Here is a 16,605-nt window from a genome sequence, read left to right on the forward strand (position 1 = left end):
TGGACCTCCCCGGTTTGGCCTAGTTTGGTTGCGTGCCTAGTTTGGTTGCGTGATGGTATCGAGCAACGCCGGCTCGCCACGCTCGACTACCGCTAGTGCGCGACGGATGGCCGGCCCGAGTTCACGCGGATTGTCGATTGGGCCCTCCGAGTACCAGCCCAAGCTGCGCGCGAGTTGAGCATAGTCAATGTGAGGTTTGTCGAACACATTACCGAAGTGGCAACGGCTGATGTCGCGGTTGCGCTCGGCCGCCATCCGCGCCACCACCATCACTTCCTGATTGTACGACCGGTTATTGTGCATGACGGTGAGCATCGGAATCTTATGATGCGCCGCTGTCCACAATGTCCCCGGTTGAAACATGAGGTCGCCGTCGTTTTGCAGATTGATGGACAGGCGACCATACTTCCTGTTTGCCAGCGCCGCTCCCACGGCCGCCGGATTGCTGTAGCCGATGCCCACCGACCCAGACTGTCCGATGTGGTGATAATACTTTTCAAAATCCCATAGCTTCCACGCCCAATCGCTCATGCCATCACTGCGGGAAACCAGCGACCAATCCTTGGTTTTGATCTGCTCCCACAATTCGGCTGCGATTCGGGCCGTACTAATGGGACTTGAGTCCCAGCCATGCGAGGCCAGCACGAGGTCCCGCTCTCTGGACTTTTGATGAGCCTCCGCCAGCTTTACGCGGCGAGCAGCGAAGGCGATCCTGCGATCAGAGGTGATCAGCCGCTTGACTGCTTCGATCAGCGCGGGAAGCGTCGCCTCGGCGTCGGCCGCGATGGGAATATCGGCTTCCTGATATTTCCCGAAATGCCAGTAGTTGCTCCGCGTAAAGAGGTCGAACGAGCTGATACTGATCAGCTTCGCGCCCGCCTTGAGACTGTTGCGCGACAGCAGCGGATGCTCCAGCGCCAGCACCACGTCCGCGGTTCGCAACGCGCTACTCTCCTGGCTGAGCGGATGCCTCGAAGGGAAGTTCATGCGTTGGATGGTGTCCACGACCGCGGCCTGCAACAGCTCGGCCAGCTCGATGATATATTTCAGGCCGGCTGCGGTGCGCGCGGCGCGCTCGACGGCAAGCACCGGAAATTCCGCGCTCACCAGAAGACGCGCAACTTCAGCGACCGCGGCGGAATCTCCCTGCGGCGCCGTATTTGGAGTGTACTTGGGGATATGCAGCTTGGTGCCCGCAGGAATCCGATCTTCCTGTAAACTTTTGTCCACGGTGATCGCCACGGGCATTTGTGGTGGAGTCATAGCGACGGAATAGGCGCGAACGGCGGAGGCCGCAAAGTGGCTCAGCGAAACCGGCGAGTCATCCCACTTGGTAAAATCGCGGGCCATGCCGACAGGGTCCTGCGCGCTTCTGGAATTGGGATTTTCAATGGAGTTCCCGAGTAGCAGGTAAACCGGCACACGGTCGCAGAACGCGCTGTAGACCGCCATGGATGCGTGCTGCAACCCCACCGAACTGTAAATCAGAGCCGCCAGGGGCTTGCCTTCAATTTTGAAGAAGCCGTGTGCGATAGCCACCGCGGCTTCCTCATGCAGACAGGTGATCAGTTCCGGGTTCTTGTTTCCGGTGTAGTTGATGATGGATTCCTGCAGACCGCCGGAGTCGGAGTGGGGATTAATGGTGACATAATCGAAGCCCAACGGCTTGAGTACGTCCATCATGAAGTCGGACCCGTGGCGCTCCTCGCTCAAAACCTCTACCGTGGTCTCGGCTGCACCCTGGGCCGCCACAGCGCCTGCTGGCGCGGGCTGCTGCGCAGTCAGAGCTTGAGTGCTGGCAACCAGCGCCGCTCCGCTAGTGGCAGCTACTTTAAGAAAGCTGCGACGATCCAGCGAACTCTTCTCTGGTTCTTCCATGACGAGTATCACCTCCGGGTATTGGTCCGACTCCGACGCATCAGAAGCTGTATCTTATACCAAATTGAATCTGCCGCGCCGAGCCGCGAGTGGTGGAGATACGACCGGCGTCGGCGGCCAACAAGCCGTTGGTGAAAATAGTGGTTACCGGCGTCCCGAAGTTCGGGCGGTTGAACAGGTTGAAAAACTCCGCGCGGAACTGCACGCGATGTGATTCCTGGAACTGGAAGTTCTTTTGCACGGAGAAGTCCATGGTGGCCAGTCCAGGAGAAATGAGCGTGTTGCGGCCCAGGGTGCCGAAATAGCCTGGCTCGGAAGGCACGAACTGGCTGGTGTCGAAATACTTGTCCGGACCGCCCAGCACAGGATTGCTGTTGCCACCGGGAATCAGATTCACGCGCAACGACTCGACCGACCCGATCAGCGTGTTCTGGGTAGTGCTGTTGTCATGCACGGAGAGCGGATACCCGTCCGTCAGCGTGAGTATCCCATTCACCAACCAGCCGCCGGCGATGGCGCCCGCGATGCCGGTGAGGTTTTTGGTGGGCAGTTCATAAGTAAAATTCGTGGTCATGGCATTGCGGATGTCGAAACTGGCCAAGCCGCGCTTTTCCTTCATGTCCCAATAATAGATTCCGCGTTGGCCCTGTGCAAATTCATCGCCGCCGCTGGTTACCCCGGAGCCCTCATCTATGGCCTTCGAGTAGTTGTAAGCCAGCTGCACCTGCAGACCGTGAGTCATGCGCTTCTGTACTCCGATGGCCAAGCCGTGGAAGAAACTGTTGGCGTTGGATGATTGCGCACGCATCTCGCCAAAGGCTGGATTGACGAGCGCCGCGCCGGGCGAGAAATGCTTGCGCCCCGTAGGATTGTTTGGGAAACCGTCCCAGCGACGGATGTTGGGCAGTGTCTGGTGTAGCAGATGCAAGCCGCGCGAGCCGGTGTAGCCGGCCGAGGCGACCCAATCCGTGCCGAACGCTTTCTGCAGCGTCATGCTCCAGCGATGGATATAAGCGTTCGACTGATTCGGTTCCATGTAGCGCAGATTGAACGTCGAAAAGGTCGGGCTATTGATCAGATCGAGATACTGATTTACGGCATTGGGCGCCATCTGCAGGGGGCGGTTCGCCGGTACCGAACCAGCGCCGGTGGCGCGCAGGCGGGCAGTCTCGACGAACGGCGGCAGCTCCTGGAGCGAGGTGCGCAACTGATAGAGCACCGGGTAATCGAAGAAGATGCCATAGCCGCCGCGCACGGAGAAGGTACGGTCACCGGGCGCCCAGGCGAAGCCGAAGCGCGGACTGAAGCTCTTCAGCGTGGGATTCTGGAAATACTCGACGATGTCGGATTTTACGAACGGGCGCGGCTCATTTTTGTATTGCGCGGCTACCTGTGTGGTTACCGAAACAAAGGGATCGAAGATGCTCTCGAGCGTCGAGATCAGGTGATCGTCCTCATCCGGCACGGTAACGAACTCATAGCGCAGGCCGAGGTTAAAGGTGAGCGACTTCGCCACCTGCCAGTTGTCCTGGAAGTAGCCGCCGAACAGAAGCTGGCGCAGATTGCGCTTGGGGCTCTCGGCGCCGGGACGGAATACCTGAAAATCATTGGCGTTGTTGAGCAGAAAATCCGCCAGGCTGTTGAAGGCGAAGATGCCATTGCAGCCGCGGCTGCAGGCGTCCTGCACATAGCGGAAGCGTTTGATCTCCGTGCCGAAGCGCAAGGAGTGATCGCCGCTGGTGAGGGAAACTCCCTCTTTGAACTGAAGCGCCTTCTGGGTGGTAGCCTGGGGGTTGACTCGATAGCCAACGCGCGTGAGGCTGCTGGTGATGCCGATTTCACCCACTCGGTCGCGATCCGGATGGAAGCGCAGCGCGCTGGTGTCGCGCGAGCCCAACGCAAGATCGCCGGCCACTTCGCTGAGGCTGTAGCCGAACTTCATTTCATTGATCAGGGTCGGCGAGAGTATGGAGATGTGATTCACCGCCAGCGTCTGCTTCTTGCTGGTGGCCGCCGCGCCCACCTCGGTCAGGTCGCAAAGGAATCCGCAGGGCAGCCGCGAGCTGTCATTCCAACTGTATGTCACCGCGATCATGCCAGCCTTGTCGTTGGAAAGATGATGGTCGAGCTTGCCGGTTGCTGTGTCATCATCCACCGGTCGCCGCTCAAATCCCGAAATGACCATGGTCCCGGGATCGGTGCGTTCGTTCGGCAGCGGAGTATTCCCCACGCCCGGCACGGGCCACAGCGCCAGATAAGGTACGATGCGCGGGTCAACGGCTACATTCACCACCTGCACAGGATTCGTGCTGTTGCGTACGCCCTGTCCGCGGCGGCCTTCGTTTGACAGCGTAGTAAACCTTTCGGTGTTCAGCGCCCGCTCGCGCATGCCTTCGAAGCTGGCGAAGTAGAAGGTGCGGTCCTGCCGGATGGGTCCGCCGAGCGAGCCGCCATACTGGTTCTGCTTGAACTCGCTGCTGACGCCGCCGCCCAGCGCGTTGTCCTCCCACTTGGAGGCGTCCAGATTGTCATTGCGCAGCGTCCAGAAGCCCGAGCCGTGAATCGAGTTGGTGCCCGACTTGGTTACCGCGCTGATGATGGCGCCCGCCGCGCTTTGGTATTCGGCGGAGTAGTTGTTCACCACCACCTGAAATTCCTTCACCGTCTCGGCGCCCGTATAAGCGCCGCCCGCGCCCTGCGGGTTGCTTGATAGATCGGAGTTCGAGACGCCGTCCATCAGGAACAGATTCTGCGTCCCGCGCGCGCCCGCCACGGTGATCTTGTCGCCCATGCCCGCCTGAATGCCGCCCACGCCGGCGGGACTCTTCAGCACGCCGGGCTGCAGGAAGGCAAACTGCGTCAGGTCGCGGTTGCGCAGCGGCAACTCCTCGACGCGGCGTTCGACGTCAATCACCTGCGCGACTGTTGCCGTGGTGGTCTCGATGAGCGGAGCCTCGCCGGTTACGGTTACTTGCTCGGCGACGTTGCCGACCTCGAGGCGGTGGTCAATCACCGCGATGCGACCAATGGTCAGTCCTATGCCGGCGCGCACGCTGGTCTGAAAGCCCGCGGAGGTCGCGCTCACCTCATAGCTGCCCGGCTGTAGGTTGGGTGCTTCGTACCGCCCGTTTGGCCCCGTCACCGTAGCACGGGAAATTCCTGTATTCACGTTCTTCACTGTTACGGCTGCGCCGGGAATCGCGGCGCCGGATTGATCGGTAACGGTTCCGTTAATGGTTCCTGTGGTGAGTTGAGCCAAGGCAAGGGAGGTCCAGGCCATGACGACTAGTCCCCCGACGATGAAACGCAATCTAATTGAATACGGAAACAATCCGGTCATATTCGCCCTCCAGCGCCTTTGTGAATTGTCTAAAGCTTGGGAGTTCTGAGGTCTTCTAACGGCAATAGCTCGGTTCCTTGGTCTTAATCAAACCTTTGACTGCGCCTCTTATATCAACTAGGAGACAGCCTGTCAAGCCGTTAGGTTTGCTAACCAAAGTTATTGGCGCAACTGCTCACATGGATGAATTGTTGGGAGAATGTACCAAGAGGAAAGGGAATCCCTCTGAGGCATCGAGGCGTTGAGTTGGTTGTTCGGAGTATTGCCGAAAGTTTGGTTGCGGGGGTGGATTTGAACCACCGACCTTTGGGTTATGAGGGCATTGAAGGTCGCGATTCAGGCCGTCCCCCGCCAACAAGAACCAATGAAATGGGAATAAAATATATAAATCCCTAAGTTAAGTAGTTTCCCAGATGCCTAGGGAGCAAAGTCATAGCGATTACAGAAGATGGTTTCCACCGTAACCGCACTGCTCTAAAAGAGTTGTGGCGCGCTTGAGCAGTTATATCTTGACTAGTCCCCTTGTAGCCCACGATCCCTACTTCACCAGTCGAGTGGTTCAATTTTCCTCGAACGCCGTTTATCGAGAATAAGGGACGCAGAGAACCAGGATGGAATTGTTTGGGCTCGAATCCCACCCTCTCCGCCATTTAAGTCAGGTGGATTCCCTTTTTTGGGAGAATCGATCGTAATAATCGCTGTGGCCGGGAATTCTGACGGTTTGCTTGCAAAACGGACTTTGGAGAATCGCCCGTATGGTTCAGAGGAATCGCTTGACTAATAAGGCCTTAGGGCGTATAAGCGAACCACGGGAATGAATTGCTTGAGGGCTATCCACTCCCGAGGGGGGGCGCCTATGCCGGGAGCGGCCAAGTTGCGGACCATTGCTAAATTGCGGACCATGGGGCAGCCGGGATATGCTTCTCCATTCAAATTCGCATCACGCGCTGCTGGACTTTTGTTGTTGTGGTTCCTTGCCTGGATACAACCAGCCGTAGCCCAATCCGCCGCTCCCGCAACCTCGCCACAGGCGCTGGTCGGGCGATATTGTGTTACCTGCCATAATGACAAGCTGCTCCGCGGTGAATTGTCGCTCGATCATATTAGCTTTGACTCGCTTGCCGATAACGCGGCGGTTTGGGAAAAGGTAGTCCGAAAGCTGCGTGCCGGAGCGATGCCTCCAGCCGGAGCGCCGCGGCCCGAAAAGGCAGCAGTTGCTTCTCTGATTAGTCATCTTGAAACGGAGTTAGACAAACAGGCTATAGTCCAACCAAACCCAGGCCGCACCACGGTTCATCGGCTAGGTCGCGTCGAATACACCAATGCCATCCGCGATTTGCTGAACGTGGAGATTGATGGCGAATCCATCCTGCCGGCCGACGACTCCGGTCGCGGCTTCGACAATCTGGCTGACCTGCTGACGCTCTCGCCGCTGCTGATGGAGCGCTACATGTCTGCCGCGGAAAAGATCAGCAGCATGGCATTGGGCGATCCCGCCATTCGCCCAGCGGCCGAAGCCTATGAAGTCCCGGAAATGCTGGTGCAGGACGAGCGCGTCAGCGACGAACTTCCCTTCGGATCGCGCGGCGGACTTGCCGTGCGCCACAACTTTCCTCTGGATGGCGAGTACGTTATTCAAGTGCGCCTGCGGCGCAATCAGGACGGCTACATCCGCGGCCTGCTGACCGGCCCGCACCAGCTTGACGTGCGTCTGGACGGCGCTCGCGTGCGCCTGTTCACTGTGGGCGGCGCGCGCAACAAGGGCAAATCCGGTTCGCTCTACACGCGCAACGGCCCCACGCATCGCGGCGACATCGAGCTGGTGGACTACGAACTCTCCGCGGACGCCGAGCTCGAAGCGCGCTTCTCCACCAAGGCGGGAACACGCGTCCTCGGCGCGGCGTTCCTGGAAGACGCCTCCGAGGCGGAAGGCGTGTTGACGCCCCGCGAGATGTACTCTGATCTCAGCGAGTACAAGGGCGGCGACCCGGACTATCGCGGCGGCGACATTGCGGTCGAGGGCATCACCGTGCAGGGCCCATACAACGCGGCGGGCATCGGCGAAACGCCCAGCCGCAGCCGCATCCTGACTTGCCGTCCAGCGCAGGCAGCAGAAGCAGAGCCTTGCGCCCGCAAGATTCTGACGACTCTCTCTCGCCGCGCGTATCGCCGTCCGGTAAACGACCAGGATGTAGAGACTCTGGTCGGCTTTTACCGCTCCGGCAGCCAAAGCGGCGGATTCGAGGCTGGCATCCGCATGGCTATTCGTCGCATGTTGGTCTCGCCAAACTTCCTGTTCCGCATCGAGCGCGATCCGGACAACGTCCCGCTGGACACTCCGTATCGCCTCCAGGAGATGGAACTGGCTTCGCGGCTGTCCTTCTTCCTATGGAGCAGCATCCCCGACGATGAATTGCTCGAGACAGCCGAAAAAGGAAAGCTGAAAGATGCGGCCATACTCGAGCAGCAGGTGAAGCGCATGCTGGCCGACCCGCGCGCCAAAGCCCTGGTCAGCAACTTCGCATCTCAGTGGTTGTACCTGCGCAATCTGCGCTCCGCCTCGCCCGACCCGCGCGAGTATCCGGACTTCGATGAGAACCTGCGCAGCGCTTTCCAGAAGGAAACCGAGTTGCTGATCGAGAGCACGATCCAGGACGACAGCAGCGTGTTGGACCTGTTGACCGCGGACTACACCTTCCTGAATGAGCGGCTGGCGCGCCACTACGGCATTCCCAATATCTACGGGAGCCACTTCCGTCGCGTCTCTCTAAGTGATTCCAGTCGCATGGGCCTGCTGGGCCAGGGCAGCGTACTGACCGTAACCTCGCACGGCAACCGGACCTCGCCGGTGCTGCGCGGCAAGTGGGTGCTTGAAAATCTTCTGGGCACGCCGCCGCCGCCGCCGCCGCCCAATGTCCCCGCGCTGGACGACAAGAGCAAGGAAGCTCGGACCCAGACCATGCGGCAGAAGATGGAACTGCACCGCGCCAATGCAGTCTGCGCCAGTTGCCACGCGCGCATGGACCCCATCGGGTTTTCGCTCGAGAACTTTGATGCCGTCGGCAAATGGCGCGCCACGGATTCTAATCAGCCCATCGACGTTTCCGGCGCGCTGCCGGATGGCTCCGCGTTTCAGGGGTCCGTAGGCTTGAGGAAAGTATTGCTCGACCATTCCGATTTGTATGTGAGCACTCTGACCGAAAAGCTGCTTACCTATTCGCTCGGCCGAGACATCCAGCATTACGATCAGCCCGCGGTACGCCGGATTCTGCGCGAAGCCGCGGCTGCGAACCACCGCTGGTCGGCGCTGGTGCTGGGCATTGTTAAAAGTGTTCCGTTTCAAATGAGGAGGACCAGACCGTCATGATGATATTCAAGAAAGCCATTCCCCGCCGGACATTTTTGCGCGGCGCCGGAGTTACACTGGCGCTGCCGCTGCTGGATTCCATGCTGCCGGCTCTTACCCCGGCCCTGGCCGCTTCCGCGGTGAACGACAGCGGCCAGGCGCCGCTGCGCATCTCGTTCATCTACGGCCCCAACGGCAGAATCATGGACCGCTGGACTCCTCGCGAGACGGGCGCTGACTACAAGCTGACTCCCACACTCGAGCCGTTGGCCGCCTTCCGCGATCAGATGACCGTGGTCAGCGGATTGAACATCAAGGCTGCCGATGCCGTGGGCAACGAGCCGGGCGGAAATCACGCCCGTCCCTGCGCGGCGTATCTTACCGGCATCCATCCGCGGCCCGGCGGGTCGCTGGGCATTTCCGCGGATCAGATGGCCGCGCGCGAGCTGGGCAAGCACACCCAGCTGGCCTCGCTCGAATTGGCGCTCGATCCTTCCGACGGCTTGGGAGCCGCCGACGGCGCTTACAGCGATGCCTACACCAAGACCATCTGCTGGCGCAGCGCCACCACTCCGCTGCCGATGGAGAATAACCCGCGCAAGGTTTTTGAGCGGCTGCTGGGCGACAGCGACAGCACGGACTCAAACGAGCGACTGGCGCGCATTCGCGCCAACCGCAGCATTCTCGACTCGGTGATGCGGGAAGCCACCCCGCTGCTGGCCGATAGCGGACCAGCCGACCGCCTCAAGCTGAGTGAGTATCTGGAAGCGGTCCGCGACATCGAGCGCCGCATTCAACTGGCCGAGCAGCAGTCCTCGCGTGAGCTGCCGGAGATGGCCAGGCCGGAGGGTATCCCGGCGACGTTCATCGATCATGCCAAGCTCATGTTCGATCTGCAACTACTGGCCTTCCAAAGCGACCTGACGCGCGTGATCACCTTCATGCTGGGCCGCGAACAATCCGACCGGCCGTATCGCGAAATCGGAATCTCCGACGGCCACCACGCGCTGTCGCACCACGCCGGGCATCAAGACGCCATCGCACAGAACGCGCAGATCGATGTTTATCAGTCCAAGATATTCGCCTACTATCTCGACCGCCTGAAATCCACGCCCGACGGAGACGGGTCGCTGCTGGATCACATGATCATGCTCTACGGCTGCGGCATGAGCGACGGCAACCTGCATGTGCATAACGATGTCCCCAGCCTGCTGGTGGGCGGCGCGGGCGGCAGGCTGAAGGGCGGCCGGCACATTCAATTCAACGGCTTGCCGCTTTCCAATCTGCTCCTAAGCATGATGGATATTGGCGGCATTCCGATGGACGGCTATCTGGACAGCAAGTACAGCGACGCCACCGGCAAGCTGGATTTGCTGACCGCTTAAGCGGATGCGCCTTGGCGCATCGCTGAAGAATCATTCAACTTTCGAGGTTCCCGTATGTGGTACTCGCTTCATCGCACGTGTATGCTGTCTCTCATTTTGTTAGTTCCGGTTTTCGCCCGTGCCGCTGGCAGCGATTTGAGCGTGGCGGAGGTGGTGAAGCGCGGAGACCGCGCAGCTCTCAGCCAACTGTTGGCAGGCAAAGCGGACGTGAATCAGCCGCTGCCCGATGGTTCCACCGCGCTCGCCTGGGCGGTTCATCGCGATGATGCTCCGACGGTGGATCTGTTGATTCGTGCGCGCGCCAACGTGAATGCGGTGAACGAGTACGGCGTCAGCCCGCTTTCACTGGCCTGCACCAATGCCAATGCGGGCATCGTCTCGGCTCTGCTGCGGGCGGGTGCGAATCCTGCCCTCGCCAAGTGGACCGGTGAAACTCCGCTGCTCACTTGCGCGCGCACCGGCAATGTGGATGCGGTGGCCGCGCTGCTGGACCAAGGCGCGGACGCGAACGCGAAGGAGAATCAACGCGGACAGACGGCCTTGATGTGGGCCGTTGCCGCGAAGCATCCCGCGGTGGCGAAACTGCTGATCGCTCGCGGCGCCGATGTGAACGCCACCTCGCGGTTGCTGGAAACACACACGCCCAAGATGATCGAGTACTATCTGCAGGATGTCCATTACGCTAAATCCAAAGGTGGATTCACGCCGCTGATGTTCGCCAGCCGTTTAGGCGATCTGGAATCGGCCAGGCATTTGTTGGCGGCGGGCGCCAAGATCAACGCGGTGGCGCCGGAGTATGGCAGCGCGCTCATTGTGGCCACGGCCAGCGGCAATGAAGACGTGGTCATGCTTCTGCTGGACAAAGGAGCAGACCTGAACGCCACGGACGGGGTTGGGTTGACGGCGCTGCACTGGGCGTTGCAAGGCGGTATCAAGGCTCTTTACGGCGCGCCTGCTTCGGCCACGGACCGTTTCTGGAATCACTCCTCGAGCCCTAGGCTGGTGAAGGCCTTGCTGGCGCGCGGCGCGGACCCGAACGTGCGCATCAAGAACAATTTCATGCCTTATGACATCCCGATGTTCTCGCACGCGATCGGAAATAATCTGCCGCAGATCGGGATGCAAGGGGCGACTCCGTTTCTGCTCGCCGCGGCGACTTCTGATGTCGCCACCATGCGCCTGCTGGTGGAGGGTCGGGCCAATCCCAAACTCCTGGCAGTGGACGGGAGCACGCCGCTGATGGTGGCTGCCGGTCTGGGCCGTGAACGGGTGAGCAAGAACCTCGGCATGACGCCAGAGGACGAAAAGGCCGCGCTGGAGGCCGTCAAGATGGCCGTGCAGTTGGGTGCTGATGTGAATCAGGCCAATGCCAACGGCCGTACCGCGCTGCATGGGGCTGTGGAGCTGGGCGCGAATAGCATCATCGAATATCTCGTGCAGCAAGGCGCTGACCTCGAAGCCAAGGACAAATACGGGCAAACACCCATGACCATTGCCCTGGGTGATCCAGGCCAATTGATCTACCGCCAGTTGGAGGGCGGCCGGCCTGACGATAGTTTTCGTGCGGCAATTTTGGGTGGACAGAAAGCCACGGCGGATCTTCTGCTGAAACTGGGAGCCGCGCCTTATACGGGCATCGTGGTGGACCGCGCGGGCCAATAGTTTCTCTCTAGTCGGATATTCCAAGTTGCGCCTGGAGCGTCTTCGGACGAGCCAGTTCGATTTCTCATGGGTGAAGGAGATCGTTATGGGGTGGAAACTTGGTGTCGGAATTTTGATGATTGCCTGCTGGCAAGTGCTTGGCTCGTTGGCGCTAGCGCAATCTTCGACCGCAATTATTTCAGGGGTCGTGGCCGATGGATCCGGCGCCATTATTCCCAGCGTGCAAGTGGCGGCGCGAAATGTGGAGACCGGCCGGCAGAGAACAGGCGTTGCCGATGCCGCGGGCCGCTATTCCATTCCGGAGCTGACACCGGGCCCTTACGAGATCACCGTCTCGCACACAGGTTTTGAGACGCTGGTGCGCCAGGGGATCACGCTGACCGTGGGCCAGGAAGCACGCATCAATCTGACCATGCGGCTGGGTGCGATCAGCCAGCAGGTAACCATCACCGAGCAGGCGCCGCTGGTGGACACCTCGTCGAGCGGAGTCTCCGGTGTGGTGGAGGAAAAGCGCATCACCGAACTGCCGCTGAACGGCCGCGACTTCAGCCAGCTTGCTCTGGTGCAGCCGGGAGTGCTCAGCGTGCGCAACGCCAACTCGGGCGCGACGCGCGGCTTCGGCGCGGTGCTGGCGCTGGCGGGATCTCGACCGTCCGAAACGGGCTGGACGCTCGACGGCACCAACGTTACCAGCGTGGGAACTTTCTCGACGCCGGGCAGCGCCGGTGGAGGCGTGCTGGGCGTGGATGCGGTGCGCGAGTTTCGCGTGATAACCGGGGGCGGTTACAGCGCCGAGTACGGCGGTTACAGCGGCGGCATCGTGCAGATGGTAACGAAGTCCGGCACCAACCAATTTCACGGCACCGCTTTCGCGCTGCATCGCAATGACAATCTGGACGCCACCACGTGGGAAGCCAACCGCGCCGGGAAAGGCAAGCCGGAGTTCCGCAGGAATCAGTTCGGCGGCTCGCTAGGCGGACCCGTCATGCGCGACAAATTTTTCTTTCTCGGAGCATATGAAGGCCTGCGTCAAGCCCGTGTCGGAGACAACTTGATCGAACGCGTGCCGGATCTGAATGTTCGCAGAGGCATTTTGCCGAACGGCACGCAGGTTGCAGTTTCGCCCAGTATCCGCCCATATCTTGACCTCTGGCCGCTGCCCAACGAACCGGCCGCGGGCGACGGCACGGCGATCCGCAATACGCCATCCAACGCCGTAACCAATGAGGACTATTACGTCACACGGTCCGATTACACCATCAACGACAATCGCTCGCTGTTTTTCCGCTACACGCATGATGACGCCGACCAGAGCATTCCCCGGCAGCTCGGTGTTTACAATACGCTGATCGTATCGCGTACCCGCTACGCCACGGCGCAGTTCAACAACACCTTGAGCCCGGCGCTGCTCTCGACCTCCAGCATGTCGTTCAACCGCTCGAATATCAGCCCCGACGTTTTTCTCAACATCGACTATCCAGCCAACCTCTATTTCATGCATCACGGCTACCCGCCGACATTTGTATATGCGGGCGTCGATCCATTTGGCGTGGTAGATGCACCGCGTTTGAGCGTGTTGAACAAGTGGGAGATGTCTCAGTCCATGTTCTACACCAAGGGGGCGCATTCATTGAAGTTCGGTGGGCTCTACCAGCACACCGGGTTCAACACCAACGGGCCTTCGGCGGGCGTCTATGGTTCGTTTGACTGGAACTCCGCCGCGAGCTTTCTGGCCGACAACACGATGCAAACCCTTCAAGTGGAAGTTCCCGGCGCCGCCACCGCACGCACCATTCGCGGGGATTTCTTCGGATTCTATTTGCAGGATAGCTGGCAGGTGAGACCCACTTTCACCTTGAACCTGGGCCTGCGCTACGAGCCCTGGACCAGTCCTACCGAGAAGTGGGATCGCGTCGCTACCTACCGCGACTGGGTAACCGCAACGCAGTTCAGCCATTCCAGCACGGATGGCACGACGACGTACCTGAACAGTCCGGGGGAGAAGAGCTTCTCGCCGCGAGTGGGCTTCGCCTGGGACTTGAACGGCGACGGCAAGACGGCGATTCGCGGCGGCGCGGGCATTTTCCATATGATCGTGACGCCGCCCTACCTGAGCACTATCGCGCGCAAGAATCCTCCCGATGCCGGCACGCTGATTGCCAGCGACGCCACAAACCTTGCCGGCGCGGCATCTTACGCGCTGGCAGCCACGCCGCGGATTCGCTCGATCACCCTTTCGCCCAGCACCTTCAGCGAATTCATTACCTACGATCTCGATCCCATGTATGAGCTGAAGTTCAATCTGACCGTGGAGCGCGAAGTGATTCCGAATCTTTCCGTGGCGCTCGGCTACGTGGGCAATCGCGCCACGCACATCCTGACCAAGTCGGACTGCAACGCCGCTCCCTCCATCCAGGTGAATGGCAGAGCGTTTGTCGCCGCCCGCACGCCGCGCGTGAACCAGAACAACGGCGTCATCACCTGCAGCACCTCGGACGGCAAGTCTTTCTACAATGCGATGACCGTGGAAGTGAAGCGGCGCCTGAGCCGGGGACTACAGTTCCAGACCGCTTACACTTGGGCCAAGACCGTGGACGATTCCACCACGGGCGGCGGCAACGCAGACTACTTTGAAGGCATTCTGACGCAGCCCTACGACCACAAAGCCGACCGCGGCTTGGCGGCCATTCATCTGGGCCATAACCTGGTCATGAACGGACTGTGGGCACTGCCCTCGCCGCAGGGTGAAGGTCTCCCGGTGAAGCTGCTGGGCGGCTGGCACCTCACGAGCATCTTCAGCGCCACTTCCGGCGTGCCTGCGAGAGTGAAGCTGCGGGGCCGCTCCGCGCCCGACCTTTCGCGCTCGGCCAACAATCAGACTCCTGAACTGGGTCCGGGCCGCACGAGTAAGGACATCTGGACCGGAGTTACCGCCGGCTGCCCTGGCGTGGCCGCAGGCCAGAGACTGGGCACGCCGGACCTCTACTACGATCCCTGCGCTTACACCATTCCCCCGGCCGCTCCGGCTGGCTTGGCCGGCGGCGGATTCTACGGCAATGCAGGCCGCAATACAATCCTTGGTCCGGCATACTTCAATCTGGATTTCAGCCTCAAGAAGAGCACTCCGATTGGACTCGGAGAATCCGGGCAACTGCTGTTCCATCTGGACTCGTTCAACCTGATGAATCATCCGAATTTCGGAGCGCCGCAGGACCAGGTACGGGCCAATACTGGTGCACTGGTGGCGGGAGCAGGAAAGATTTCCTCCACGTCGCACAGTGAGCGGCAACTGCAGTTGGGTCTGAAACTGATTTTCTAACTTCGCAATGCTCTGATGTCCACGGGGGGATGATTCAGCCAAGGGCTGGTTCATCCCGCCCATTCCAATCACAGGGGGATTCCGATGCGACCACAGGCAAATGCCGTCGTGCTTTCCGGCCTTTGCTTTTTGCTTGGCATCACTGTGGATTTACGCGGCGAGTCGATCGCGGACCTGCGCGTTTTGAGCGCGGTGCAGAAAGGCGACAAGCGGGAACTCCGCAGCTTGCTGGCCAAGCGGGCCAACGTGAATGTCGCGGCGGGCGATGGCGCCACGGCGCTGGCCTGGGCAGTTCACAAGGAAGACGCGGAAGCGGTGGACCTGCTGATCCGCGCGGGCGCGGATGTGAACAGCGCCAATGATTATGGAATCACTCCCCTCGCGCTAGGCTGCGTGAACAAGAACGTGCCCATTATCACCAGTCTGCTGCGGGCTGGCGCTGCCCCCAACGCCATTCAGAAAACCGGCGAGACTCCCTTCATGACCTGCGTGCGGACCGGCGATGAGGCGGCGGTGCGTCTGTTGCTGGGGCATGGCGCGGATGTGAGCACCCGCGACGCGTGGGCCGGGCAGACCGCGCTGATGTGGGCGGCGGCGGGCCGGCACGCTGGGGTGGTGCGCATGTTGATTGAACGCAGCGCAGACGTCAATGCCAGATCGAAAGGCAACTTCACCCCGCTGATGTTTGCTGCCCAGCAAGGGGACCTCGAGTCGGCACAGGCTCTGTTGGCGACCGGGGCACATCTAAACGGGCCGCCGTCGAAAGATGGTTTGACCCCGCTGCTGATCAGCAGCGCTGCCGGCCACCTTGCGGTCGCCAAGCTGCTCCTGGAAAAAGGCGCGGACGTAGGCGCAGCCGAGCGGCGCGGATTTACGTCGCTCCACTATGCGGCGGCGAATCGGGGGATGATTGAGCTAATCAAGCCGCTGCTGGCCAAGGGCCTTAGTCCGAACAGCCAGGTTACCAATGATATTGGGCGCGTATCCGATACCTTCCGCAAAAGCGAGGTGGGCCAGACGCCGTTTTTGTTGGCGGCTCAGGCAGGCAACACGCAGGCCATGCGCCTGCTGGCGGCGAACGGGGCAGACGTGAATCTGCCCACCAAAGAAGGGTTTACGCCGCTGATGATTGCCGCCGGGCTGGGCATTTTTGAGCCTAGGACGGAGACCCAATACCGCAGCGCGCTGGAGGCCGTGAGGACCGCTATCGAACTCGGCGCCAACGTCAACGCAGTGGCGGGCAACGGATGGACTGCGCTGCACGGCGCGGCGTACTCCGGCGCGGACGCCATCATTCAGCATCTGGTGGAGCAGGGTGCTCGGGTGGACGTGCTCGACCAGTTTGGGCAGACGCCGCTCAGCATCGCTTCTGCGGTCGTAACCCAGGAGTCTGGCGAGTTTGCCTTCATCCGGCCACACCGCTTTTACAACAGCACAGTTGATTTGCTACTCAAGCTGGGGGCTACATCTCTCGAAGGTTCTGGTGTGCGCCGCGTCGGCTCTCTCGCCGTCAAACCTGGCGAATAGCGCGCGAATTAATCTGCCGCCGCAACAGTTTCTATTTCAGAAGGATTGAATTCACTATCGACGGTTATTCCTCGGAGGCCTTCCCTGATTGCTCTGGCAATTACCACATGCACATCACATCGCGTCGGCAGTCTGGTGCTGGCGGCAT

At 60.5% G+C, this 16,605-nt stretch carries 7 protein-coding genes; 5 read left to right on the plus strand and 2 right to left on the minus strand.

Annotated elements, in window-relative coordinates:
* Positions 1–36: 36 nt before the first annotated feature.
* The gene (locus EXQ56_06105; protein ID MSO20027.1) at positions 37–1,878 is read right to left on the minus strand and encodes a thiamine pyrophosphate-binding protein; all 1,842 of its coding nucleotides are present in this window, start codon (positions 1,876–1,878) and stop codon (positions 37–39) included.
* 40 nt (positions 1,879–1,918) lie between these two features.
* Complete coding sequence (locus EXQ56_06110; protein ID MSO20028.1) at positions 1,919–5,218, minus strand: TonB-dependent receptor; 3,300 nt, start codon at positions 5,216–5,218, stop codon at positions 1,919–1,921.
* An 814-nt stretch (positions 5,219–6,032) separates the two neighbouring features.
* On the opposite strand from EXQ56_06110, the gene EXQ56_06115 reads away from it, so the two are divergent.
* The 5 genes from EXQ56_06115 to EXQ56_06135 all read left to right on the plus strand — a co-directional run bounded on the left by EXQ56_06115 (position 6,033) and on the right by EXQ56_06135 (position 16,457).
* Entirely contained in the window at positions 6,033–8,585 is a 2,553-nt protein-coding gene (locus tag EXQ56_06115; protein MSO20029.1) for a DUF1592 domain-containing protein, read from the plus strand.
* A complete protein-coding gene (locus EXQ56_06120; GenBank protein ID MSO20030.1) occupies positions 8,582–9,949 on the plus strand; it encodes a DUF1552 domain-containing protein in 1,368 nt (455 codons plus the stop codon). The genes EXQ56_06115 and EXQ56_06120 overlap by 4 nt, the downstream gene beginning before the upstream one ends.
* A 54-nt stretch (positions 9,950–10,003) precedes the next feature.
* A complete protein-coding gene (locus tag EXQ56_06125; protein ID MSO20031.1) occupies positions 10,004–11,611 on the plus strand; it encodes a hypothetical protein in 1,608 nt (535 codons plus the stop codon).
* 85 nt (positions 11,612–11,696) lie between these two features.
* Positions 11,697–14,930: a TonB-dependent receptor gene (locus EXQ56_06130; GenBank protein MSO20032.1), complete on the plus strand. Its 3,234-nt coding sequence runs from the start codon at positions 11,697–11,699 to the stop codon at positions 14,928–14,930.
* A gap of 84 nt (positions 14,931–15,014) precedes the next feature.
* Positions 15,015–16,457 (plus strand): ankyrin repeat domain-containing protein, encoded by a 1,443-nt coding sequence (locus EXQ56_06135; protein MSO20033.1) that lies wholly within the window; start codon positions 15,015–15,017, stop codon positions 16,455–16,457.
* The last annotated feature ends 148 nt before the right edge of the window (positions 16,458–16,605 follow it).

It is taken from the genome of Acidobacteriota bacterium (assembly GCA_009691245.1).
Taxonomy (GTDB): Bacteria; Acidobacteriota; Terriglobia; order 2-12-FULL-54-10; family 2-12-FULL-54-10; genus SHUM01.